Here is a 24,015-nt window from a genome sequence, read left to right as displayed (position 1 = left end):
GAAGGAATGACGAATGGCAGTGCTGACCGCGGGACGTCCCCTCGTGTTGAAGGGGGTGATCTCTTCGCAGAAGCCGACTACGGGCGCCGTAGCCTGGGCGGTGGAAGCTATCGAAGGGATCAGCGTGACAGAAGCCAGCAATCCCGTCGCTGACGTGGACGACGAGAAGGCGATCGCGGAGCGCAGGGCTGCCGAGACCGAGGCACAGTTGACCGAGCGCTTCGAGCGCGACGCGTTGCCGATGCTCGATCAGCTCTACGGCGCAGCTCTGCGAATGACGCGTAACCCTGCCGACGCCGAGGATCTGGTTCAGGAGACGTTCGTCAAGGCCTACTCGGCGTTCCGATCGTTCCGTGAGGGCACGAACCTCAAGGCATGGCTGTACCGAATTCTCACCAACACCTACATCAATTCCTATCGCAAGAAGCAGCGTCAGCCCGCTCAGTACCCCACCGACGAGATCAGTGACTGGCAGCTCGCCGCCACCGCCGAACACACGTCGACAGGGTTGCGATCCGCCGAGGTGGAAGCTCTGGACGCGCTGCCGGACGACGACATCAAAGCCGCGCTGCAGTCTCTGCCCGAGGAATTCCGGATGGCTGTGTACTACGCCGACGTCGAGGGATTCCCGTACAAGGAGATCGCCGAGATCATGGGCACGCCCATCGGCACGGTGATGTCGCGTCTGCACCGCGGACGCAAGCAACTGCGAGGCCTGCTGGCAGGGGTTGCACGGGAGCGCGGATTCAACCGGGACGGCGCAGTCGACCGGCACGAGCAGGAGGTAGTCCAGTGACGGGCACCGGAAAGATCGACGGCGGGGACGAAGGCGACGCACAGTTCGAGCGGCTCGACTGCTCGGCGGTGATCGCGGACGTGTGGGTGATGCTCGACAACGAATGCGACGAAGCGAGCCGGACCCGTCTGCAGAAGCACATCGACGAATGCGGATCCTGCTTCGAGGCATATGGAATCGAAGAGAAGGTCAAGCGGCTCATCTCGCGCAAATGCGGGGGAGACCAGGCACCGGCCGGGTTGCGCGAGCGACTGAGCGTCGAGATCCGACGGACGGTGTTGATTCGTCAGACCGACTCCGAATAACCGCAGTTCGTACGACGACGAGGGGCCGAGAAGCAGTAGCTTCTCGGCCCCTCGTTGCTTGTGGCAAACCGTCAGCTGTTCGGACGTTTGCCGTGGTTGGCCTTGTTGCCCTTACGAGCACGCTTCTTACGTCCACGCTTTCCCATGATGGGCTCCTCTCGTTTGTTCACTACAGTCTCCCACGTGTGATTGGCTTACTGTGACGGGCCTGGCCTCCGGTGGGTGGTCCGCGCAGTTCGTGGTGACGTGAGAGAGGGGTTCGCCGGTGTCCGAGGACGTTCGTGCGGAGATGGTGTCCACGGTGTTTCAGGTGGTCGTGGCCCGAGGCGACGCAGTCGAGGTCGGTGACACCCTCGTCATCCTGGAATCGATGAAGATGGAAATTCCCGTGCTGGCCGAGACGGCAGGGACGGTCACATCGGTGGACGTCGCGGTGGGCGACGTCATTCAGCAGGGCGACCTCATCGCCGTCGTGTCCTGAGCAGTGATCACGTGAGCTGTCGTGTCGACCCTCAGTGACCTTCTGGCCGAGCACACCGACCTCCCCGGTGTCGCGGTCGACCACTTGCAACGCGTCGTGGGGGAGTGGCAGCTGCTGGCCGACCTGTCGTTCGCCGACGTGCTGCTGTGGGTCGGCACCGACGACGTGTCCAGTGGGACTGCCGACGTGCTGTGTGTGGCTCAGTGCCGGCCGACCACTGCGCCCACGGTCTTCACGCACGACATCGTGGGAACGACGATCTCCGAGTCCGAGCACCCCGACGTGATGGTCGCGCTGCAGCAGCGGCAAATAGTGCACGGAGGAGTGGTGACCCGGACCGAGAGCATTCCGGTGCGCTGCGGGGAGCACGTCATCGCGGTGCTGACCCGAGACACCAATCCCGCGCAGCTTCGACCGCCGAGTGCCCTCGAGGTCGCGTATCGGGAATGTGCCGACGACCTGTGTCTGATGATCAGCGAAGGGACGTTTCCCACCCCGGAGGAGCGGACCGATGTGAACTCGTCCCCGCGAGCGGGCGACGGATTCATTCGCGTCGACACCGAGGGGCGGGTGGACTACGCCAGTCCCAACGCCCTCTCGGCGTACCACCGGATGGGATTGACGACGGAGTTGTCCGGTCGAGATCTGGCGTCGGTCACGCGATCTCTGGTCACCGACCCGTTCGACTCACAGGAAGTGGCCGACCACATCAGATCGTCGCTCAGCGGCAACGTGGGACACCGGATGGAGGTCGATGCACGCGGTGCCACCGTTCTCGTGCGTACGTTGGCTCTGCAGCCCCGGGGGAGGTCGGCCGGTGCGGCTGTGCTGATCCGCGATGTCACCGAGGTGAAACGACGCGATCGAGCCCTCCTCAGCAAGGACGCGACCATCCGAGAGATCCATCATCGGGTGAAGAACAACCTTCAGACGGTGGCGGCGCTGCTCCGGCTGCAGTCTCGTCGACTCGAGAACGAGGAAGCGCGCACGGCGTTGTCCGAGTCGGTTCGTCGGGTGACGTCCATTGCACTCGTGCACGAGATGCTGTCGATGTCGGTGGACGAGGAAGTGGATCTCGACGAGATCGTCGATCGTCTGGTGCCCATCATGTTGGACATAGCGACGGTCAACCCGAGAGTTCGAGTGGTGCGCGAGGGCAAACTCGGAGTCTTCTCGGCCGAACGGGCGACGCCCTTGGTGATGGTGCTCACGGAGCTGGTGCAGAACGCGATGGAGCATGGATTCGACGCCGGGTCTGCGGGTGTCGTCCGAATCGGAGCGGACCGGTCCGCGAAGTGGCTCGATGTTGTCATCCACGACGACGGGCGCGGGTTGCCCACGGGGTTCTCCCTGGAACGCTCGGACGGTCTCGGACTGCAGATCGTGCGCACGCTGGTATCGGTGGAGCTGAACGGATCGCTCGGTCTGCATCCGGCGGCGGGAGGGGGAACCGACGCAATGTTGAGAGTTCCTCTGGGACGGCGTGTGCCGAGGGCCTGATGCACGTTCGGTGAACAGTGTGTAACGAGCCCGCCGACGATCCGTGGAACGCAGAAGGCCCGGTATCCGCTGAGCGGGTACCGGGCCTTGCCGATTGCTGCGTGTGCGTCCTAGACGGAGCTGCGTGCGCGCGTACGTGCGTTGCGTCGCTTGAGAGCACGGCGCTCGTCTTCACTCATTGCGCCCCATACTCCTGCGTCCTGGCCGGATTCGAGTGCCCAGGACAGGCATTCAGCGGTGACGGGGCACCGAGTACAGACGACTTTGGCATCGGCGATCTGCGCGAGCGCCGGACCACTGTTTCCCACCGGGAAAAATAGTTCCGGATCTTCATCGCGACAAATTGCCTTGTGGCGCCAGTCCATCCTCTGCTCCTTACCGGGCGCCGAAGCGCCGTTTCGTTTCTCTTCTGTTCACGAGTGGGTAACCAATGTTTCCGCACTGTTGCTTGTGAATGCTTTCACGAACTCAGGTGAAGTCAAGGGGTACGCGCGTGACCGTGGTCAAGCTCACTCTGTTAGGCTCGCTTTAGCCTTCTGCGCTCCTTTGTACCCCGAGTGAACGGATTTCGCTCGTGGTTTCCCAGAACAGCGCTGTGTGTTGCCGCATATGCCCAGGACGGGCGGCCCTCACCTGCCCGGCGCGACCACTTCGAGCGCGTCGGGAGTGGAGAAGAACTCCGCTTCCGTGCGCTCGCCCAGATAGTCGCCATCCATCTGCAAACCGACCGGTTCCGCCGACGAAATTCGGACACTCGGCACATCATCGATCCGAATCAGCTTGCGCGACTTCGGTTCTGCGCCCTTGGCCAGCAACTGGCGAGACACCCGCAAGGTAGGGAGCAATGCAGTCGAACGCATGCCGAACACTCCCAGACCCGAATCGAAACCGGTACCCGGATTGGTGTGCACCGGCCGCTCGTTCAAATACGTCCACGGACTCGAATTCGACACGAACGCATAGTGCACACCCTCGAACGGATCCTGACCCGGAACCTCCACCGTCAACCGAGCCGGCTGCCGCTTGTGCTTGAAGAACTCCTGCACCGCCGACCGCACATAACGCGTCGCAGACACCGGCTTGCCGTCCTTGCGCCCGGCATCGATAGCCCGACACACGTCCGCATCCAGACCCATACCCGCGTTGAACGTGAACCAACGGTTGTCGCAGTGCCCCAACCCGATCGTCCGCCGCGCCCGTGCATCGAGCAGACCGATCAACTGATTCGTCGCCGCCACCGGATCCGCCTCGATACCCAGCGAACGAGCGAACACATTCGCACTACCACCGGGAACGACCGCAATCGGCGGAATCGCACCGATCGTCACCGCCTGCATCGACGTCGGCAACGGCACCCCGAGCAACCCGTTGATCACCTCGTTGACCGTCCCGTCACCACCATGAACGATCACCAGACCCATCCCGTCCTCACGGGCACCCCGAGCAAGCTCCGACGCATGATCACGATGAGTCGTCTGCGCAACCGTCACCCGCACCCGACTCGACAACGCATGAGCCAACAGATCCCGAGCCGCAGCCGTCGTAGAAGTCGCATTGGGATTGACGATCAGCAGCGCACGCACGAGCACTGACACTAACGGGGTCGTTCCGCAGGCTCCACTCCGGTCACCTGCGTCGTTCCGCAGGCTCCACTCCCGTCACCTCGGGTCGTTCCGCAGGCTCCACTCCCGTCACCTCGGGTCGTTCCGCAGGCTCCACTCCCGTCACCTCGGGTCGTTCCGCAGGCTCCACTCCCGTCACCTCGGGTCGTTCCGCAGGCTCCACTCCCGTCACCTCGGGTCGTTCCGCAGGCTCCACTCCCGTCACCTCGGGTCGTTCCGCAGGCTCCACTCCCGTCACCTCGGGTCGTTCCGCAGGCTCCACTCCCGTCACCTCGGGTCGTTCCGCAGGCTCCACTCCCGTCACCTCGGGTCGTTCCGCAGGCTCCACTCCCGTCACCTCGGGTCGTTCCGCAGGCTCCACTCCCGGTTGCCTAGGCTGGTCGCGTGTCCACCTCACCCGAGAACCTCACCCCGCCGGCCACGTTCCGATCCGCCGGGGCGCTCGTCGCAGCGCAAGGCGTGGCGTCGCTGGTGGCCGCCGTCGTTCTTCTCGTCCGAGCGTTCTCCGGAGAAGGGGACAACGCCGTGGCCAACGGCTACGGCACCGCGGGATGGTTCGGTGTCCTCGGTATCGGAGTCGGGGCGGCGGGCATCGCCCTGGTACTCGGAAAACGCTGGGGAAGGTCCATCGCCACCGTCGTACAGCTGCTGCTGCTGCCCGTCGTGTGGTCACTGTTGACCGGATCGCATCAAACCGCCTACGGCATCGCTCTCGGAGTAGTTGTCGTCGGCGTGCTCGTGTTGCTGTTCAGCCCGCCGTCCTCTCGGTGGATGGCCGCCGAATACAGCGACGTCGACGACTGATTCCGCCGAGGTGGTCGTTCAACGCGCCCGGGTGGCCAGCTCTGCCAATGCCGTCTCGGTCAGGCGGAACGTGGTCCACTCGTCCTGCGGCTCTGCTCCGAGTGATCGGTAGAACCCGATCGACGGGGTGTTCCAATCCAGAACCGACCAGACCAAACGCGTGTACCGCCGATCGACGCATTCGGCAGCCAACGCCGCGAGCAGTGCCGTTCCGAGGCCTTCTCCGCGCGCGGCGGGCTGCACGTAGAGATCCTCCAGATAGATTCCGTTGACGCCGTCCCACGTGGAGAAGTTCAAGAACCACAGCGCGCACCCCACCACCGTCCCCTCGTGCTCGGCTACGTGTGCGAACACCGACGGCTGCGCCCCGAACAGCGCAGAACGAAGCTGCTCGTCTCGAACGGTGCACAGGGAGGACGATTTCTCGTACGCGGCCAGTTCGTGCACGAGAGCGGTGACGGCGGGAACATCGGCCTCGGTGGCGCGGCGAATCATCCTGGGTTTCCTTTCGGTGCCGTGGCAGCGGTGAGAATCGACGGGTGCACGTTGTGCGCAACGAGCTGGCGAAACGAATGCTCGAAACCGAGCAACGAATACGCGGCGGGTGAGAGTGCGAAGCGTTTGCCCTCGGTGATGGCGGCCTCTGTCCAGCCGGCGATCAGCGCGCGCGAGAAGTGGCCGTGTCCGACCAACACGACGTCGCGGCCGCTCAACAGTGGCAGCACCACCGAGAGCACCAGTTCGACGCGCACTGCGATGTCTCCGATGGACTCACCACCCGGGCACGGATGCGTCCAGACGGTCCAGTGCGGCACCGTCTCGTGGATCTGCGTCGAGGTGATGCCCTCGTAGTCGCCGTAGTCCCACTCCGACAACGCATCCCACGTCCGGTCGACCTCCAGGCCTGCGAGCTCGGCAGTTCGACTGGCGCGCTCTCGCGGACTCGTGATCACCAGGGGATCGCGCAGCTTCAGGAGTCGGAGGAGCGATCCGGCCTCGACGGCCTGTCGCTCGCCGGTACTCGTGAGAGGGACGTCGGTGTTCCCGGTGTGCTTGCCGGCAAGCGCCCATTCGGTCTCACCGTGCCGAAGTAGAACGACTCTGCCGGCCTCGACGCCGCCGTGTGTTGTCATGGAACGATCATGCCCGCTCTCGGGATGTGGCCCTTGTCATAGGTGGCCTGCGGATGTGTCCGATTTGTCGATTGAGTACGGACCTACCGGCCGGTTACTCTCGGGGCGAATCTTCGCTGCCACGGACAACACAGCTCTTCCCGTCGTGCCTCACACATCCTTCGCATCTCCTGGAGAACCATGACCGACCTGCAGAAGCCCGCGTCGTCCGATGCTCCGGAGAAGCTCGACGGCGCGTTGCTGAAGATCGCCGGTGTCGTCGTGCTCGGGGCGATCATGTCGATTCTCGATGTCACCGTCGTCAGCGTCGCGCTCCGGACGTTCACCGACGTGTTCGACACCACCTACGCCAACGCCGCGTGGACGATGACGGGCTACACGCTCGCTCTGGCGACCGTCATACCTCTGACCGGTTGGGCTGCCGATCGGTTCGGGACCAAGCGCCTCTACATCACCGCGCTGGTGCTGTTCGTCCTCGGTTCGGTGCTGTGCAGCTTCGCCTGGGACATCACCTCGCTCATCGCCTTCCGGGTGTTGCAGGGTCTCGGCGGCGGCATGCTGATGCCGCTGGGCATGACGATCATGACGCGCGCCGCCGGTCCCGAGCGGATCGGGCGGGTGATGGCCGTGTTGGGTGTTCCGATGCTCATCGGTCCCATCGCAGGGCCCATCCTCGGCGGCTGGCTGATCGAGGCAGCGAGCTGGCACTGGATCTTCCTCATCAATCTGCCGATCGGCATCCTCGCCCTGATCGCGGCCGTGGTGATCTTTCCCAGGGACAACCCGACTCCGTCCGAATCCTTCGACTTCCGCGGCATGCTGATGCTCTCGCCCGGCCTCGCCCTGTTCCTCTACGGCGCGTCCTCGGTCGTCGAAACCGAAACCGTTCTCGCGGTGAAGGTGCTGGTCCCGGTCATCGTCGGGCTCGTGCTGATCGTCCTGTTCGTTTTTCATGCCCTGCGTGTGCAGCATCCGCTGATCGATCTACGGCTGTTCGCGAACCGATCGCTCACCGTGGCCGTGATCACCACCACGCTGTTCATGGTCGCCTTCATGGGCGCGGGACTGCTGTTCCCGAGCTATTTCCTGCTTCGCGGCGAAACGACGTTGACTGCCGGGCTGCTGCTCGCACCGCAGGGCATCGGCGCGATGATCGCGATGCCGATCGCGGGAGTGATCGCCGACAAGTTCGGTCCCGGCAGGATCGTGCTGGCGGGAATGGTGCTCATCACCGCAGGGATGGCGGTGTTCACCCAGGTCGGCACCGACACGTCCTACACCCTGCTCATCGGCGCACTGTTCGTCATGGGTCTCGGCCTCGGTTCGACGATGATGCCCATCATGACGGCCGCGTTGCAGACACTGACCGACGACACCGTTGCCCGCGGCTCGACGTTGATGAACATCGTTCAGCAAGCGGCCGGTTCCATAGGTACTGCGCTGATGTCGGTGGTGTTGACCGCTCAGCAGAAGCCCGCATCGACGGCGACCAGCCAGGTCGAAGCCTTCGACATCTCGGCCAGGGCGTTCGGAACCACCTTCATGGTCGCGCTGATTCTGATCGTCGCCACGTTCGTCCCCGCCTTCTTCCTGCCCCGAACGAAGCACGTGACCGAGCGGTCCGCGGCACCGATCGCGATGCACTGACGCGCCCGAGAGATGCCGAACCCTCGCTCATCGGCTCGATGTAAGCAAGGATCAGGGCCGTGACGACAATTCTCGCGGTAGCGAATCAGAAGGGCGGCGTCGCCAAGACCACCACGGTGGCTTCGCTCGCGGCTGCGCTGCATGCTCTCGATCGACGCGTCCTGGTGGTCGACCTCGACCCGCAGGGCTGCCTGACGTTCTCGCTCGGGCACAACCCGGACAAGCTCGATTCCTCGGTCCACGAAGTGCTGACCGGGGATGCGAAGGTCGAGGACGTCCTGATCGAGACCGCGGAAGGAATCGTGCTGCTGCCTGCGACGATCGATCTCGCCGGCGCGGAAGCGTTGCTGCTGATGCGTGCGGGTCGCGAATTCGCCCTCAAGCGGGCACTCGCACCGATCCTCGAGGATTTCGATGTCGTCGTCATCGATTGTCCGCCGTCGCTCGGGGTACTGACCCTCAACGGCCTCACCGCCGCGCAGTCGGTGTTGGTGCCCCTGCAGTGCGAGACCCTCGCGCATCGAGGGGTCGGTCAGTTGTTGCGAACGGTGTCCGAGGTGCAGCAGATCACCAACCCCGATCTGACGCTTCTCGGTGCCCTTCCCACACTGTTCGATGCTCGCACCACGCACAGCAGGGACGTGCTCGGCGATGTCTCGGACCGCTATTCGTTGCCGGTGCTCGCGCCGCCGATTCCGCGGACCGTGCGCTTCGCGGAGGCCAGTGCATCCGGCGCGACGGTGCTCTCGGGCCGAAAGAACAAGGGCGCGCAGGCCTATCGAGAACTCGCCGAGAATCTGCTGGCGCACTGGGACGGCGAAGCCGATCTGAAGACCTACGATCCGGCGGAGTAGCACGAAGCCCTGCGATCGAGTCAGCCCAGAGCGACCACGTCGGAACCGCGTTGCTCGACGACCACGTCGCCGATCACCGACATCTGTATCGGGCCGTCGTAATCGCCTCGGTCGACCGGAATGTCGGCCGTCGAGACACCGGTGGCGAGATCGACCACCGATATGCCGTCGGGTACGGGTACGAGGAGTCGTCCGGCCATGACCGTGCCGTTTCCGAGGGCTCCGGGGACGGTCCACAGAGGGCCGAGGTTGTCGGAATCGAACGCCTGGACTCCCGCGCCGGTGAACCAGGTGAGCACCGAACCTGCTTTCGTTGCAGGGAAGTTCGGGGTAGGGGAGGAGCCTCCGGGGAGAGCGAATTCGGAGGTTCTCGCGGCCGCGTCGTCGTACAGTCCCACCCGATCGGGCGCGCCGTTGTTCGCTGGGATCCACAGCGCGACAACGCTGCCCGTGATCGCGATGATCCGCCCGGCAGTCGGTGTGTCGGATTCGGGAACGAGTTCCGGTACCACCGTCGACCCGTACTCCTCGGGTTCACTGGCGTCCTTGGGGGCAGGATTGATGAGCGACAATCGCGCGGCGGGCTCTCCCGGGCACTGTTCGAGCACGGCCGTTCGTGAGTTCGTCGACGCCGAGGACAGCAATGTGCAGCCGGTTCTCGGCTGACTTCCCGGATTGACCGGGGCGTCCACTCGGCCGTATTCGAGGGTGCGCACCAGGTCCGACCGCCACAGCTCCATGCGGGTGTCGCCCCTCGATGTCACGTAGGTGCCGTCGGAGGACAGGCGGACCGCATCGTCGGCGTCGGACGTGCGCTGCGCCTTGCGGTCTCCGGTGGCCCCGTCGAGTTCGGTGACCTGAGAGCAGCCGCGGCCGTCGCGGTAGACCGCGACCGCAGTGTTCCACGACGCGACCACCGAGCAGAGCGGGAGATCGCGTGTGTACGACCAGGATTGCTCGCCCGACCGTGGATCGCGGCCGAGGACGGCACCCCCGTCGGCGGTGACCACCGTGGATCCGGTGACGACAGGAAGCGGGGTTCGCGTCGAGTCCGTCGCTGCGCTCGGTGCGCGCCACAGTTCGGTGAGCGTCGTGGGCACCGCGGTGGCGGGTTCGGCTCGAGGCAGTGGCTCCTCGGCCGGGATCGATGTGGTTCCGCGAGCATCACCGGTGAACCAGGCGATGCTCGCGGCAACGACCACCACCACTGCGATGACGGCGGCGACGACGAGGTCGGTTCTCGTCCGACGTTCTGGAGCCAGCACGGCGGGAGGTTACTCCGATGCGCTCGCAGTCGACGGTCCGGCATCGGCGGACGATCCACTGGGGCGACGACGCCTACGGCGGCGCGGGGCAGTCTTGGTGGCCGTGTCGGTGGTCGCTGTGTCGGTTGTATCCGACTGTCCGGCAACCGAATCCGAGGCGGAAGTGGATTCGTTCGTGGTGGTGGCAGAGCCTGCGGCGTTGTCGCCGTCCTGCCCTGCGCGGGTGCGCCTGCGACTGCGCGAGCGGCGCGGCTTCGTCGTCGACGACGCGTCGGCCGCAGGCGCTGCGGCATTCGTCTCGCCGTCGTCTTCCGTCTTCTCCGGGGCACGCGACGGTGCCTTGCGCACGGTGCCGGTGGCATCGGTGGGGATGTCGAGGTCGGAGAACAGGTGCGGCGAGCTCGAATACGTCTCGACCGGATCCGGCATACCCAGACCCAGAGCCTTGTCGATCAACTGCCAGCGCGGGATGTCGTCCCAGTCGACGAGGGTGACGGCGATACCGGTGCGCCCTGCACGGCCGGTGCGGCCGATGCGGTGGACGTAGGTCTTCTCGTCCTCGGGGCACTGGTAGTTGATGACGTGGGTGACGTCGTCGATGTCGATTCCTCGGGCCGCGACGTCGGTGGCGATCAGCACGTCGATCTTGCCGGTGCGGAAAGCCTTGAGAGCCTTCTCGCGCTGGACCTGGCCGAGGTCTCCGTGGACCGCGCCGACCGAGTAGCCGCGCTCGGCCAGCTCGTCGGAGACCTTCTGCGCGGTGCGCTTGGTGCGGGTGAACACCATCGTCGCGCCGCGACCTTCGGCCTTGAGGACCTTGGCGACCATCTCGACCTTGTCGAGGGCGTGGGCCCGGTAGACGTGTTGGGCGGTGCGGTCGTGCACGGCCGAGGACTCCGCCTCTTCGGCGCGGATGTGCGTCGGCTGCGTCAGGAAGGTGCGGGCCAGAGTGATGATGGGGCCGGGCATCGTGGCGGAGAACAGCATCGTCTGACGCTTGTCGGGGACCATGCCGAGGATGCGTTCGATGTCGGGGAGGAACCCGAGGTCGAGCATCTCGTCGGCCTCGTCGAGAACCAGGACCCCGACCTTGCCGAGGATCAGGTGGTTCTGCTTGGCGAGGTCGAGCAGTCGGCCCGGGGTGCCGACGACGACGTCGACGCCGTTCTGCAATGCGCTGATCTGCGCCTCGTACGGACGGCCACCGTAGATGGAGAGCACCTTGACGGGGCCGTTCGCGCCGCTGAGGTACTTCGACGCGTTCTCGAGGTCGGAGCTGACCTGCACGCACAGTTCACGCGTCGGCACGATCACCAGGGCGCGGGGGGTGCCGTCCAGTGGGGAGGTGCCGGAGTTGTCGGTGGCGAGTCGGTGCAGCAGGGGCACACCGAAGCCGAACGTCTTGCCCATTCCGGTGCGTGCCTGACCGATGAGGTCGTCGCCCGCGATGGCGAGCGGCAGCGTCAACTCCTGAATGGCGAAGGTGCGCTCGATTCCCATCTCGGACAGCGCGCGAACGATGGTGGGGTCCACGTTCAGCTCGGCGAAAGTGGGAGGTACGTGCGTGTCGTCCACGTGCGCCGACACTGTGGTGTCGCCGGTGTCGGACTCTTGGTCGATGACTGTCTTGTTCAGGGGACTGGCCTTCCTCGTGTTCGAACGTGCGCACGAGGAAGGGCATAGGCCTATTGCCGGCCGAAGTCGATGCCCTCGATCCGATGTGATGTCGCCGTCAGCCTCAGCGCGGCCGCGGACTGAGATGTCCGCTGCGGCGAAGCTGTCGAGGCGACCCGGATCAGGTGCGCACACATTATCGATGACCGTCGCGTGCTTCTTCGGTCCGTTTCATCGGTCCGCGAGCGACGATCGAGCACCATGGTAGCTTGCCGAACGGATTTCTCCATTGTCGGCAGGTCGTGGCAGGTCCGGCGCGCGCCGAGACGACGGGTCCGACACCGGACTACGATTGCCGCATGGGAGCCCATTCGTCGGAGCCGTCGTCCGCTGTTTCACCCACCACCGTCGTCGAGTCGCCGGAAACGGACCGGGTCGACCCGGCGATCGCGCACGATCACCCCGGCATTCCGGATCTGTTCGCGGTGCTCGCCTACGGCGAGATCTCGGCGTTCTATCGCCTGGCGGAGGACGCTCGAATGGCTCCGACCATGGAGGGTCGCGTCGCGCTGGCGAGCATGGCGGCTGCGGAGATGAGCCACTTCGAGACGTTGCAGAAGGCCCTGTCGGATCGCGGTCTCGATGTCTACGCCTCGATGGATCCGTTCGTTCGCGCTCTGGACGAGTACCACGAGTCGACGACGCCGTCGACGTGGTTGGAGTCGTTGGTCAAGGCCTACGTGGGTGACGGCATCGCGGCCGATTTCTACCGGCAGATCGCGCACAGTCTCGACCCGGCCGTGGCCGAGATCGTCCGAGACGTGCTCGCCGAGACCGGGCACTCGGAGTTCGTGGTGCACGAGGTCTCCGACCGGGTTCGCGCCAGCTCGCAGGACAAGGCACGACTGATGCTGTGGGGTCGTCGTCTCCTCGGTGAGGCCATCACCCAGGCGCAGTTCGTGCTCGCTCGCCGCGAGTCGCTGACCGATCTCGTCATCACCGCGTCGGGAGACCTCAACGGTGTCGTCGCACTGTTCGATCGCATGCAGGAACAGCATGCGGAACGGATGTCCTCACTCGGCCTGGACTGACCGCACTGGGCGCTGTTCGCTGACAGCACAGGGCGTCGGGCATCCGGGGCGACCCCTCTGCACTAGCCTGGCGTGAGCAGAGTTGTCGAGAGTTCGGAGGTTGACCGTGGAGGTCAAGATCGGTGTTTCGGAGAGTTCCCGTGAGCTCGTCGTGAACAGCACGCAGTCCCCGGCCGAGGTCGAAGCGCTCGTATCGACCGCCTTCGCCGGTAAGGACGGAGTGCTGTCGTTGGAGGACGAGAAGGGACGCAAGTTCTTGATTCAGGCTTCCAAGGTGTCGTACGTCGAGATCGGTCCGTCCGATGCTCGCAAGGTCGGATTCGCGACCGCCTGAGACCGCGCGGAACGAAAACACGCCCCTCACTCGGATCGAGTGAGGGGCGTGTTGCGTTCGTGGGTCCGTTCCCTACGGTGCCTGCAGGGGAACGTGTGACAGACCGCCCCAGGCCAGCGACACCGTGGTGTCGACGGCGTCTTCCTTGGAGATCGGCCGGTCGGCTTCGAGCCAGTACCGAGCGGTGAACTGACTGGCACCGACCAGGCCGACAGCCAGTACGCGGGCCCGGTACGGATCGAGCCCGGAGTCGTGAGCAACCAGGTCGAAGACGGCGTCGACGCAGGCTTCTGTCGCCTGCTCGACGCGCGCATTGACCTGCGGGTCGCCCATCAGATCGGACTCGAAGACCAAGCGGAAGCCCTGTGTGTCGGTGTCGACGAAGTCGTAGAACGCCAGCACTGCGGCGCGAACGCGCTGCCTGTTGTCCGTGGTCGAGCGCAGGGCCTGGCGGACTCCCGCGATCAGGGTGTCCACGTAGCTCTGCAGCACCGCCAGATACAGCTCGAGTTTTCCCGGGAAGTGCTGGTACAGGACCGGCTTGCTGACACCGGCGCATTCGGCGATCTCGTCCATTCCGGATGCGTGATATCCGCGGGTCACGAATATTTCGCTCGCAGCAGCGAGCAGTTGCGCCCGACGGGCATCGCGCGGCAACCGTGCGCCGCGGCGATTGCCGGTGGTGGCCGGCCGGTCGGAAGACCGCCGGTCGTCGAGATCTGTCATCAATTATGTTCCCATCCGCGTCGACAGCTGCGCTCGTCTTGGTTCGACAACGAACGGTCCGGCATGAACTTCCGGCGGGTGGCCGTCGGTTCGGACCGTTCGTAGCGCAGATCACGGGCAACGATACTCGTGGCTGCCCGCACTCACGGGATCCTGGGGGACCGTTGCGAAAAGTGGGCAATACCGGATCATGTCGAGCGGTTTGTTCGTACGATGTTTTCGTACCGAAAACCCGATAGTTCCGTTCCCGGTATCGGCGTGCCGAGCAGCGGGCGGTGAGGATTGTGAGATCGTGATCGAGTGACTGACCGAGGCGGGCCGCGTATCCGCGGTGGTGTGCAGTCGGGCGGCGTCGGCGAGAGCTACGACGATCGGTCGGACGACTTCCCACGCACCGTGGGAAGTCGTGGGTCGCATCAACCGCTCCGCGCGCAGTGGGACCCGACGCAACGCGAGGTCAAGCAACGCAGTCCCAGACCGGATCGCGATATCAGGAAACAGAGCAAGCTCGGAAAGTTCGCGTCCACGTACGGCTGGCGGGCGTACGCGGTTCCGATTCTGATCGTGGTGACCGCGCTCGTCGTGTTCGATGCCGTGCGTACCGGTGACCCCGTCACCGGCACCGCGGCGCAGTCCACCAATGTCGATCCTGGATTCGGCACCCTGAGTGCGGACACGACCTCGGGCACCGGAGTCATCGGCGTGCCGCCGCAGGCCGACGGCAACTTCGCGGAATCGATCTCCTCGGGTGAACTACCCGACGGTGGTCCGTTCGCGGTGCAGGGAGCCGGAACGTGGCACACCGTGCCGGGCACCACCGAGCAGGTGGGTCAGGGGACCGAGCGGGTGTTCACCTACACGGTCGAGGTGGAGGACGGCGTGGACACGGTCGGGTTCGGCGGCGACGAGTCGTTCGGCCGATTGGTGGATCAGACCCTCGCCAACCCCAAGAGTTGGACGAACGATCCACGGTTCGGATTCCGTCGAATCGATCAGGGCGATCCCGACTTCAGGATCTCGCTGACGTCGCAATTGTCGATCCGCCAGGCCTGTGGCTACGACATCCAGCTCGAGGTCTCCTGTTACAACCCCGGCATCGAGCGAGTGGTGCTGAACGAGCCGAGGTGGGTGCGTGGGGCGATCTCGTTCCAGGGCGACATCGGCTCGTACCGCCAGTACCAGATCAATCACGAGGTCGGCCACGCGATCGGCTACCAACAGCACCAACCGTGCGAGACCGACGGCGGGCTCGCTCCGGTGATGATGCAGCAGACGTTCGGGACGTCCAACGACGACATCGCGCGACTGGACCCCGCGGGAGTCGTTCCGATGGACGGCAAGACGTGCCGTTTCAACCCGTGGCCCTACCCCCGAGGTTGATCGGCTGGGTTCGGGACGGGCCGGGGGATTAGATTCGAACGTGGCGTGCCGGGTACTCGGTCGTCGTGTCGAGTCGAGGAGCGTCGCTGCGTCGTGGTCCATCTCCCCCCTCTGGTCGAACCCGCGGGCGAACTGACTCCCGAGGAAGTCGCCCGATACAGCAGGCACCTGATCATCCCCAATGTGGGAACGGACGGTCAGAAGCGACTGCGCAACGCACGCGTGCTCGTCGTCGGTGCCGGGGGGCTCGGTTCACCCGCGCTGCTCTACCTGGCAGCCGCCGGTGTCGGCACCCTGGGCATCGTGGAATTCGACGATGTCGAACTGTCGAACCTGCAACGACAGATCATCCACGGCCGATCCGACGTGGGTCGTCCGAAGGCCGACAGCGCCAGGGACTCGATTCTCGAACTCAACGACGGCGTCGAGGTGGCGCTGCACCGTGTTCGACTCGACTCCTCGAACGCGCTCGAACTCTTTCGGCAGTACGACCTCGTCCTCGACGGGACCGACAATTTCGCCACCCGATATCTGGTCAACGACGCGGCCGCCCTGGTCGGAATCCCGTACGTGTGGGGTTCGATCTACCGGTTCGAGGGGCAGGTGTCGGTGTTCTGGGACGCCGCGCCCGGTGACGCAGGCATCAACTATCGCGATCTGTACCCCGAGGCTCCGCCGCCGGGCATGGTGCCCTCGTGCGCCGAAGGTGGGGTGCTGGGGGTGCTGTGTGCGTCGATCGGGTCGGTGATGGTGACCGAGGCCATCAAGCTGATCACCGGAATCGGCGAGACGTTGCTGGGTCGATTGATGATCTACGACGCGCTGGCGATGAACTATCGAACCGTCGGCCTGACTCGGGATCCGCATCGAACGCCGATCACCGAGCTGATCGATTACGAGGCATTCTGCGGAGTGGTCCCGGCCACCGAATCCACCGGAGAATCGATCACCCCGGCGGAGCTGCACGAACTGATGCAGTCCGGACGCGAGATCGCCCTCATCGACGTGCGCGAGCCGGTGGAGTGGGACATCGTCCGCATCGACGGTGCGCGTTCGATTCCCAAGGATCGAATCCTGTCGGGCGCGGTGATGGCGGAGCTTCCGCAGCACATTCCCATCGTGCTCTACTGCAAAACCGGCATCAGGTCCGCGGAGGTGCTCTCGGCACTCGTCGGTGCCGGTTTCTCCGATGCCGCCCATCTGCACGGCGGAATAGTGGAGTGGGCCAAGCAGATCGATCCCGGTTTGCCCATGTACTGATGCGGTCCGTGTGCGCGTCGTCCGCAGTGGTGCCGCGATCGACGGTAGCGTGACGTTCGTGAGCTCTGTCGAACCTCCTCAGCACGTGATCTCTACGTTCGGGCTGCGCGATGTCGAGCCTGCACCTCTCGGTGCGGACTGGGACGGTGGATGGCGTCTGGGTGATGTCGTCCTGTCTCCGGTGGCAGACCATGCCCGAGCCGCGTGGTCGGCCAAGGTACGCGAGACGTTGACCGTCGACGGGGTTCGTCTCGCCCGTCCCGTGCGTTCGACCGACGGCCGATACGTCGTGTCGGGCTGGCGCGCAGACACGTTCGTCGCCGGCGAGCCGGAGCCCCGCCACGACGAGGTGATCTCGTTGTCGATGCGGTTGCACGCGGCGACCGCTCAACTCGAGCGACCCCGATTTCTGGTTCAGCCTCCCGTGGCCCCGTGGGCCGACGTGGACGTGTTCGTGGCTGCCGACAGGGCTGCCTGGGAGGCGGTCCCGCTACGCTCCGCCCGCGGTGCAGGCGCACCCGAGCCGTCGTCCAGTGGCGGCAAGAGCAGTCTGGAATTGGTCAAACAGCTTGCGACACTTCGCAAGCCCGTCGAATCACCCGACCAGTTGGTGCACGGCGATCTGTTCGGAACGGTTCTGTTCTCCGGAAGCGAGGCCCCCGGGATCAGCGACATCACCCCGTACTGGCGTCCCGCGCCCTGGGCTGCCGGGGTGGCCGTGGTGGACGCACTTTCCTGGGGTGACGCCGACGACGGTCTGGTCGGCCGCTGGGACGATCTCCCGGAATGGCCGCAGATGCTGTTGCGTGCGTTGATGTTTCGTCTCGCAGTCCACGCGCTTCACCCGCGATCGACGTCGGAGGCCTTCCCGGGCTTGGCGCGAACAGCAGATCTGGTGCGCCTCATTCTGTGAGATCCGCTGCGCGAGCTGATAGTTCCACCGCACGAGCCGGCGATTCGGAGAGTTCGTGGAACAGTGACCTGGCGGCCTGCATCGCACGGGCTGCGTCGCCGTCGATGACCGCCGCCACGAGTGCGGTGTGTTCGTCGATGTAATCGTCGTCGTGCTCGATCGCGTGATGTCGCATGGCGTCGTGGATCACCGGCAGCAGCGAATCGTAGAACTCCAGATAGATGGCGTTGTGGCTGGCCGCGACGATGGCGCGGTGCAGCCGTGCGTCGATCCGAACGGCATCGGCCAGCGGGGTGTCGTCGGACCACGCGGCGTTGCGATCGGCCAGCGCACCCAGCATGGCGCGGATGTCGGCGTTGTCGCGTCGGTCGGCTGCGAGTGCCGCCGCAGTGACCTCCAGGGTTTCGCGCAGCTCGGTGACGTCGCGGTGCCGGGCGTCCGAGAAGTACTTACCCAGTGTCCCGCCGAGGTCGGAGCACGTCATGACGAAGGTGCCCGAACCTTGTCTGCGTTCGACCATGCCTGCATGGACGAGTGCCTGCACTGCTTCGCGCACGGTGTTGCGCCCGGTACCGGTCATCTCGCACAGTTCGGGTTCGGTGGGAATCCGGGTACCCACCGGCCATCGCTGCGACGTGATCTCCTCGCGCAGTGCAGCTGTCACCTGGGATATCAGGCTCGATCGCTGGACCTGCCGCACGTGGGCTCCTCATGCCGGGGACATTGCAGCGTCGATAGTAGTACTTTGCACCCAATGATCCGGTCATCCTATGATTGCGCGGTGAGTGCGCCCACCGTCCCCGCCGGCCGAATCGTCGGTACCTCCCTCCTGCGCGGGCGAATTCTGGTCTTCTCCGCGATCATTCTGTCCGCATTGACTCTGCGCGCCGCCGTGACCTCGATCAGCCCGCTGTTCGGCAGAATCGGCACCGACCTCGAGTTCGGTGCCACGGTGATCGGCATCGTGGGCATGTTGCCTCCCGCGATGTTCGCAGTGTTCGGTTTGGCAACGCCGTTTCTCGCCAAGCGCACGGGGCTCGAGCGGGCCGCTCTGCTGGCCATGGCACTGACCACCATCGGTATGGCCACCCGCGCGTTCGCGCCGAACACCGCGTCGTTGTTGGCGCTGTCCGCGATCGCCCTCGCAGGCATGGGCATCGGCAATGTCGTCATCCCGCCGCTGGTCAAACGCTACTTCTCCGACCGGCTCGCCGTGGTGAGCACCATCTACATCTGCGCCCTGCAGGTCAGCACCATGGTGCCGCCTCTGCTGGCGGTCCCCGTCGCCGACGCCCACGGGTGGCGGCTGTCCATCGGAATCTGGGCGGTCGTCGGCCTGGCCGCAGCACTGCCGTGGCTCGGTGTCGTGGTGGCCCGACGCGGCCACGACGAGAAGGATGTGACGGCCGAGGCCGGATCGGACGCGGTGCACGTGGAGCCGAGCGGCCGAATCCACCGGTCCTCGCTGGCGTGGGGGATGGTCCTGATGTTCGCGATGACCTCCACGATCACCTATGCGATGCTGACGTGGCTGCCGACGCTGTTGATCGATGCGGGTATCGGCGAAGCCCTTGCGGGTGCCTCGGTGGCCGCGTTCGGGGCGATGGGCCTGATCACGTCGCTGGCTGCACCCACTCTCTGCGCGCGGGTGCGCAACCCGTACGGCATCGTGGTGGTCGCAGCGGCGTGTTATCTCGGCGGCTTCGCGGGTCTGCACTGGTCGCCGACGGCCGGTACGGTCCTGTGGGTGTGTCTGGTCGGGCTGGGCACGATGACCTTCCCGATGTCGCTGACGCTGATCAACCTCAGGACGCGCACTGCGGTGGGGTCGTCCTCGCTGTCGGGATTCACCCAGGGGCTGGGCTACGTGGTGTCGTCGACCGGTCCGATTCTGTTCGGGCTGTTGCACACGCGGTCCGGTGGATGGGGACTTCCGTTGATACTGCTCACCGGATGCGTGGCAGTTCTGCTGGTCGGAGGGTTCCTGTGCTGCAGACCGAGGATGCTCGAAGACACCTGGTGACGCACGTCGACGTCGACGCGTCATCTCACCACGGTGCCGGTCGGCGCGTGAGACCGAGTTAATCAGCGAGTCACCGCACGCAGCGCCGCTGCAACATGGCTTTCCTATGTTCGGTTCACACACCGATCAGGAGGCCACACGTGACCAGCCTTTCTCGCAGCGCTTCGGCAGATGCCGGCTCAGCCACCACGGCGACAGTTCCACCCGGAACAGTTCCCGTCTCCGTGAACCATCACATCGCGCACTGGAATTCCGAGGACGTCGAGGCCTGGGAGGCCGGTGGCAAGCAGATCGCCAAGCGCAATCTGATCTGGTCGGTCATCGCCGAGCACGTCGGATTCTCGATCTGGTCGATCTGGTCGGTGATGGTGCTGTTCATGCCGTTGTCGGTCTACGGCATCGACGCGGCGGGCAAGTTCTTCCTGGTGGCCGTCCCCACACTCGTGGGCGCGATCCTGCGGATTCCCTACACCTTCGCCACGGCCAAGTTCGGCGGGCGTAACTGGACCATCTTCAGTGCTCTGGTGCTCCTGATCCCCACCGTGCTGACGATGTACTTCATGCTCAACCCGGCGTCGTACACGACGTACATCATCGTCGCGGCGTTCGCCGGACTCGGCGGCGGAAACTTCGCATCCTCGATGACGAACATCAACGCGTTCTATCCTCAACGCGAAAAGGGATGGGCGCTCGGCCTGAACGCGGGCGGCGGCAACATCGGTGTGCCTGTCATCCAGCTCATCGGCTTGCTGGTCATCGCCACCATCGGCAACACCGCTCCCGAGATCGTGTGCGCCGTCTATCTCGTCTTCATCGCGGTGGCCGCCGTCGGTGCCGCGTTGTTCATGGACAACCTCGACAACCAGAAGACCAACGGCCGCTCCATGATCGACGTGTTGAAGTTCTCGGACTCGTGGTGGATTGCCTTCCTGTACATCGGCACGTTCGGATCGTTCATCGGCTTCAGCTTCGCGTTCGGCCAGGTACTGCAGATCAACTTCCTCGCCGGACTCACCGACGGCGGCCCCTCGACTCCTGCTCTGCAGGCGCAGGCATCGCTGCAGGCCGCTCAGATCGCCTTCATCGGACCGTTGCTGGGGTCGCTGTCGCGTCCGTTCGGCGGCAAGCTCGCCGACAAGATCGGTGGCGGCAAGATCACCCTGTACACGTTCGTGGCCATGACGTTCGCCACCGGAATTCTGGTCGCGGCCAGTACCTGGGACGATTCGACGCCAGGGGCGGCCAGCGGCACGGTGATGGTGCTCTTCGTCGTCGGATTCATCGCACTCTTCCTGCTCTCCGGTATCGGAAACGGATCGGTCTACAAGATGATTCCGGCGATTTTCGCAGCCAAATCGGTTGCACTGCAGGGTATGACGGCCGACGAACAGCAGCACTGGTCGCGCAAGATGTCCGGCGCACTCATCGGCATCGCCGGTGCTATCGGCGCTCTCGGCGGCGTCGGAATCAACCTGGTGCTGCGGGCGTCGTACTCGGGTACCGCGAAGTCCGCCACGACGGCGTTCTGGGTGTTCCTCGGCTTCTACGTCGTGTGCGCGATCGTCACCTGGGCGATCTACCTCCGCAAGACCGACTCCGCCGATGCGAACGCTCCGGTAGCCGTCTGAGGGTCCGGCACCGGCAAGAACGTAACGCACTGCACGGCAACGAAGATCGGAAGGACCCGCAATGAAGAACGCGGTAGTGGTAGGTCACGGGATGGTCGGACACCGATTCGTCGAAGCGTTGCGTGCGCGCGACGAGGCGGCCGAGTGGAAGGTGACGGTCCTGTGCGAGGAGGCTTTGGCGGCGTACGACAGGGTGGGACTGTCGTCCTACGTCGGTGCGTGGGACCACAAGGAACTCGCGCTGGCGGGCAACGACTATCCCGGTGACGCACTCGTCGAGATGCGCACCGGAGTCCGTGCAGAGCGCATCGACCGTGACCATCGCACTGTCGTGACCTCGGCCGGGGACACCGTCGACTACGACGCTCTCGTTCTCGCCACCGGGTCCTACCCGTTCGTGCCGCCGATCGCCGGTCACGACCTGCCCGCGTGCTTCGTCTACCGCACCCTCGACGACCTGGACAGGATTCGTGCTCGCGCCGACGCCGCGGGCCCCGGAGCCGTCGGTGTGGTGGTCGGCGGTGGCCTCCTCGGTCTCGAAGCGGCGAATGCGTTGAAGAAGATGGGGATGACCCCGCACGTCATCGAGTTCGCTCCACGGCTGATGCCGTTGCAGGTGGACGAGGGCGGCGGCGCGCTGTTGGCTCGCCTCGTCACCGAACTCGGGTTGAACGTACATGTGGGAGTGGGCACGTCGTCGATCTCCGAGAACGACAGCGCCGGTCTGACGGTCGAACTGAGCGACGGCAGCAGCATCGACGCCGCGCTGCTGGTGTTCTCCGCCGGTGTTCGTCCGCAGGATCGGCTGGCACGAGAGAGCGGCCTCGAGGTCGGTGAGCGCGGCGGCATCATGGTCGACATCGGTTGCAGTACATCCGATCCTGCCGTCTATGCGATCGGTGAATGTGCCGCTGTCGAGGGCCGGTGCTACGGCCTGGTCGCTCCCGGATATTCGACGGCGGAGGTGGTGGCCGACCGATTGCTCGGTGGCGCAGCGCAATTCCCGGGTGCCGACATGTCGACCAAGCTCAAGCTGATGGGCGTCGACGTCGCGAGTTTCGGCGACGCCATGGCGGCCACTCCCGGTGCGCTCGAGGTGGTGTTCAGCGATGCACCCAAGGGCACGTACGCCAAACTCGTCGTGACCGACGACGCGAAGACTCTCCTCGGGGGCATCCTCGTCGGCGATGCCTCCGCGTACTCGCTGCTCCGTCCGCTCGTCGGACGGGAACTGCCCGGCGACCCGGGTGCCCTGATCTCACCAGCAGCCGAACAGGTCGGTATCGGTGCGCTGCCCGACGACGCCGAGATCTGCTCGTGCAACGGTGTGAGCAAGGGGGCGATCTGCTCGGCGATCGCCGACGGGGCCTGCGATCTGGCGGCGGTGAAGAGCTGCACCACTGCGGGCACCACCTGCGGTGGATGCCTGCCGTCCATCAAGTCGTTGCTGGCGGCATCCGGGGTGGTGCTCTCGAAGTCGTTGTGCGAGCACTTCGCTCAGTCCAGGGCCGAGCTGTTCGAGATCGTTCGGGCCACGAACACCCGCACCTTCTCGTCGCTGATCGCCAAATACGGCACCGGAACCGGCTGCGACATCTGCAAGCCCGTCGTGGCATCGATTCTGGCCTCGACGTCCTCGGATCACATTCTCGACGGCGAGCAGGCGTCACTGCAGGACACCAACGACCACTTCCTGGCCAACATCCAGAAGAACGGCACGTACTCGGTGGTGCCCCGGATGCCAGGAGGCGAGTGCACGCCCGAGCAGCTCATCGTCATCGGTGAGGTGGCCCGCGATTTCGGGCTGTACACTAAGGTGACCGGAGGCCAGCGCATCGACATGTTCGGTGCCCGCGTCGAGCAGCTACCGGCGATCTGGAAGCGCCTCGTCGACGCCGGTATGGAATCGGGCCAGGCGTACGGAAAGTCGCTGCGGACGGTCAAGAGCTGCGTCGGCTCCAGTTGGTGCCGCTACGGCGTCCAGGACTCGGTGGGAATGGCCGTCGATCTCGAGAACCGCTACCGGGGTCTGCGATCGCCGCACAAGATCAAGTTCGGTGTCTCGGGCTGCGCGCGCGAATGCGCCGAAGCTCGCGGCAAGGACGTCGGGATCATCGCGACGGAGGGCGGCTGGAATCTGTACGTGGGCGGGAACGGCGGTCAGTCACCCAAGCACGCTCAGCTGCTGGCCTCGAACCTCGACGATGCCACCCTGGTCAGCTACATCGACCGCTACCTCATGTTCTACGTGCGTACGGCCGATCGGTTGCAGCGCACAGCGCCGTGGCTCGAGTCGCTCGATGGAGGCCTCGACCACCTCAGAGCGGTCGTGTGCGAGGACAGCCTCGGCATCGGTGCGGAGCTGGAGGCCGACATGGAACGCCACGTCGCCGGGTACAAGGACGAATGGGCGGGTGTGCTCGAAGACGACGAGAAACTCGGTCGATTCGTCTCCTTCGTCAACGCCCCGGACGAGGCCGACCCCACCATCGCGTTCGACGAGTCCGGGGCACGCAAGGTACCCGTGCTGATGGGAATGCCGCGTATCGGCGCGTGAACCGCCGCGGGAGCTGACAACCGGCAGGTCACGAGACTGAGTGCATGTGCACAGACGAGTAATCGCGACTTAACGGCCCAGA

25 protein-coding genes are annotated in these 24,015 nt (G+C 65.1%); 15 read left to right on the top strand and 10 right to left on the bottom strand.

The genetic code is table 11. From position 1 onward, the window contains the following. Window positions 1-13: 13 nt before the first annotated feature. Together NY08_RS07970 and rsrA are read left to right on the top strand one after the other, a co-directional pair. On the top strand, window positions 14-796 hold the full coding sequence (locus tag NY08_RS07970; RefSeq protein ID WP_230596997.1) for a sigma-70 family RNA polymerase sigma factor: 783 nt from the start codon (window positions 14-16) through the stop codon (window positions 794-796). Further along, window positions 793-1,101, top strand: coding sequence for a mycothiol system anti-sigma-R factor (gene rsrA, locus NY08_RS07965; RefSeq protein WP_179272768.1), 309 nt, complete (start codon window positions 793-795; stop codon window positions 1,099-1,101). Before NY08_RS07970 ends, rsrA begins: the two co-directional genes overlap by 4 nt. Window positions 1,102-1,172: 71 nt before the next feature. Here rsrA and NY08_RS26710 read toward each other — a convergent pair whose 3' ends face one another. Continuing rightward, window positions 1,173-1,247, bottom strand: coding sequence for a 50S ribosomal protein bL37 (locus NY08_RS26710; protein ID WP_370878772.1), 75 nt, complete (start codon window positions 1,245-1,247; stop codon window positions 1,173-1,175). Between the two features lie 119 nt (window positions 1,248-1,366). Here NY08_RS26710 and NY08_RS07960 point away from each other — a divergent pair, with 119 nt between their 5' ends. After that, window positions 1,367-1,582 (top strand): biotin/lipoyl-binding carrier protein, encoded by a 216-nt coding sequence (locus NY08_RS07960; protein WP_008717734.1) that lies wholly within the window; start codon window positions 1,367-1,369, stop codon window positions 1,580-1,582. 21 nt (window positions 1,583-1,603) lie between these two features. After that, window positions 1,604-3,082 carry a sensor histidine kinase gene (locus NY08_RS07955; RefSeq protein WP_045195759.1) on the top strand — a complete coding sequence of 493 codons (1,479 nt, stop codon included), beginning with the start codon at window positions 1,604-1,606 and terminating at the stop codon, window positions 3,080-3,082. A gap of 110 nt (window positions 3,083-3,192) precedes the next feature. Here the strand turns inward: NY08_RS07955 and NY08_RS25475 are convergent, their stop codons facing one another. From NY08_RS25475 to NY08_RS07940, 3 genes are all read right to left on the bottom strand, one after another. Continuing rightward, window positions 3,193-3,447, bottom strand: coding sequence for a WhiB family transcriptional regulator (locus tag NY08_RS25475; protein WP_032366305.1), 255 nt, complete (start codon window positions 3,445-3,447; stop codon window positions 3,193-3,195). Between the two features lie 264 nt (window positions 3,448-3,711). Then, entirely contained in the window at window positions 3,712-4,665 is a 954-nt protein-coding gene (locus NY08_RS07945) for a diacylglycerol/lipid kinase family protein (RefSeq protein ID WP_032398298.1), read from the bottom strand. A gap of 43 nt (window positions 4,666-4,708) precedes the next feature. Further along, a complete protein-coding gene (locus tag NY08_RS07940) occupies window positions 4,709-5,065 on the bottom strand; it encodes a CsoS2 family carboxysome shell protein (protein ID WP_158462514.1) in 357 nt (118 codons plus the stop codon). Between the two features lie 23 nt (window positions 5,066-5,088). Here NY08_RS07940 and NY08_RS07935 point away from each other — a divergent pair, with 23 nt between their 5' ends. Continuing rightward, window positions 5,089-5,508, top strand: a complete 420-nt coding sequence (locus tag NY08_RS07935; protein WP_045195754.1) for a hypothetical protein — start codon at window positions 5,089-5,091, stop codon at window positions 5,506-5,508. A gap of 18 nt (window positions 5,509-5,526) precedes the next feature. On the opposite strand, the gene NY08_RS07930 is transcribed toward NY08_RS07935, so the two are convergent. Next, a complete protein-coding gene (locus tag NY08_RS07930; protein ID WP_045195752.1) occupies window positions 5,527-6,003 on the bottom strand; it encodes a GNAT family N-acetyltransferase in 477 nt (158 codons plus the stop codon). Next, window positions 6,000-6,641: an acid phosphatase gene (locus NY08_RS07925; RefSeq protein ID WP_045195750.1), complete on the bottom strand. Its 642-nt coding sequence runs from the start codon at window positions 6,639-6,641 to the stop codon at window positions 6,000-6,002. The genes NY08_RS07930 and NY08_RS07925 overlap by 4 nt, the downstream gene beginning before the upstream one ends. Window positions 6,642-6,821: 180 nt before the next feature. Between NY08_RS07925 and NY08_RS07920 the strand changes: the two genes are divergently transcribed. Beyond that, complete coding sequence (locus NY08_RS07920) at window positions 6,822-8,288, top strand: DHA2 family efflux MFS transporter permease subunit (RefSeq protein ID WP_045195748.1); 1,467 nt, start codon at window positions 6,822-6,824, stop codon at window positions 8,286-8,288. A gap of 59 nt (window positions 8,289-8,347) precedes the next feature. Then, window positions 8,348-9,142 carry a ParA family protein gene (locus tag NY08_RS07915; protein ID WP_045195745.1) on the top strand — a complete coding sequence of 265 codons (795 nt, stop codon included), beginning with the start codon at window positions 8,348-8,350 and terminating at the stop codon, window positions 9,140-9,142. Window positions 9,143-9,162: 20 nt separating this feature from the next. Here the strand turns inward: NY08_RS07915 and NY08_RS07910 are convergent, their stop codons facing one another. Further along, window positions 9,163-10,407 (bottom strand): Rv3212 family protein, encoded by a 1,245-nt coding sequence (locus NY08_RS07910; RefSeq protein ID WP_045195743.1) that lies wholly within the window; start codon window positions 10,405-10,407, stop codon window positions 9,163-9,165. Window positions 10,408-10,416: 9 nt separating this feature from the next. Continuing rightward, window positions 10,417-12,096, bottom strand: coding sequence for a DEAD/DEAH box helicase (locus NY08_RS07905; protein WP_045199974.1), 1,680 nt, complete (start codon window positions 12,094-12,096; stop codon window positions 10,417-10,419). Window positions 12,097-12,380: 284 nt separating this feature from the next. On the opposite strand from NY08_RS07905, the gene NY08_RS07900 reads away from it, so the two are divergent. Both NY08_RS07900 and NY08_RS07895 read left to right on the top strand, forming a co-directional pair. After that, window positions 12,381-13,112: a ferritin-like fold-containing protein gene (locus NY08_RS07900; RefSeq protein WP_032397678.1), complete on the top strand. Its 732-nt coding sequence runs from the start codon at window positions 12,381-12,383 to the stop codon at window positions 13,110-13,112. A gap of 106 nt (window positions 13,113-13,218) precedes the next feature. After that, the gene (locus NY08_RS07895; RefSeq protein ID WP_032397679.1) at window positions 13,219-13,446 is read left to right on the top strand and encodes a DUF3107 domain-containing protein; all 228 of its coding nucleotides are present in this window, start codon (window positions 13,219-13,221) and stop codon (window positions 13,444-13,446) included. A 72-nt stretch (window positions 13,447-13,518) separates the two neighbouring features. On the opposite strand, the gene NY08_RS07890 is transcribed toward NY08_RS07895, so the two are convergent. Continuing rightward, window positions 13,519-14,172, bottom strand: a complete 654-nt coding sequence (locus tag NY08_RS07890; protein ID WP_032397680.1) for a TetR/AcrR family transcriptional regulator — start codon at window positions 14,170-14,172, stop codon at window positions 13,519-13,521. A gap of 300 nt (window positions 14,173-14,472) precedes the next feature. Between NY08_RS07890 and NY08_RS07885 the strand changes: the two genes are divergently transcribed. The 3 genes from NY08_RS07885 (at window position 14,473) to NY08_RS07875 (ending at window position 17,725) form a co-directional block, all read left to right on the top strand. After that, the gene (locus NY08_RS07885) at window positions 14,473-15,552 is read left to right on the top strand and encodes a DUF3152 domain-containing protein (protein WP_032397681.1); all 1,080 of its coding nucleotides are present in this window, start codon (window positions 14,473-14,475) and stop codon (window positions 15,550-15,552) included. A 93-nt stretch (window positions 15,553-15,645) separates the two neighbouring features. Further along, window positions 15,646-16,812, top strand: coding sequence for an adenylyltransferase/sulfurtransferase MoeZ (moeZ, locus tag NY08_RS07880; RefSeq protein WP_045199971.1), 1,167 nt, complete (start codon window positions 15,646-15,648; stop codon window positions 16,810-16,812). 58 nt (window positions 16,813-16,870) lie between these two features. Beyond that, entirely contained in the window at window positions 16,871-17,725 is an 855-nt protein-coding gene (locus tag NY08_RS07875) for a TIGR02569 family protein (protein ID WP_045199969.1), read from the top strand. Here the strand turns inward: NY08_RS07875 and NY08_RS07870 are convergent. Beyond that, window positions 17,715-18,425, bottom strand: coding sequence for a FadR/GntR family transcriptional regulator (locus tag NY08_RS07870; protein ID WP_045195740.1), 711 nt, complete (start codon window positions 18,423-18,425; stop codon window positions 17,715-17,717). The genes NY08_RS07875 and NY08_RS07870 overlap by 11 nt on opposite strands. A gap of 81 nt (window positions 18,426-18,506) precedes the next feature. Between NY08_RS07870 and NY08_RS07865 the strand changes: the two genes are divergently transcribed. From NY08_RS07865 to nirB, 3 genes are all read left to right on the top strand, one after another. Then, entirely contained in the window at window positions 18,507-19,748 is a 1,242-nt protein-coding gene (locus tag NY08_RS07865) for an MFS transporter (protein ID WP_045199967.1), read from the top strand. A gap of 224 nt (window positions 19,749-19,972) precedes the next feature. Beyond that, window positions 19,973-21,376, top strand: coding sequence for a nitrate/nitrite transporter (locus NY08_RS07860; RefSeq protein WP_045199965.1), 1,404 nt, complete (start codon window positions 19,973-19,975; stop codon window positions 21,374-21,376). A gap of 61 nt (window positions 21,377-21,437) precedes the next feature. Further along, entirely contained in the window at window positions 21,438-23,933 is a 2,496-nt protein-coding gene (gene nirB / locus NY08_RS07855; RefSeq protein WP_045195738.1) for a nitrite reductase large subunit NirB, read from the top strand. The last annotated feature ends 82 nt before the right edge of the window (window positions 23,934-24,015 follow it).

The organism is Rhodococcus sp. B7740 (genome assembly GCF_000954115.1).
Lineage (GTDB): Bacteria > Actinomycetota > Actinomycetes > Mycobacteriales > Mycobacteriaceae > Rhodococcoides.
This window is presented reverse-complemented; position numbering and strand designations above follow the sequence as displayed.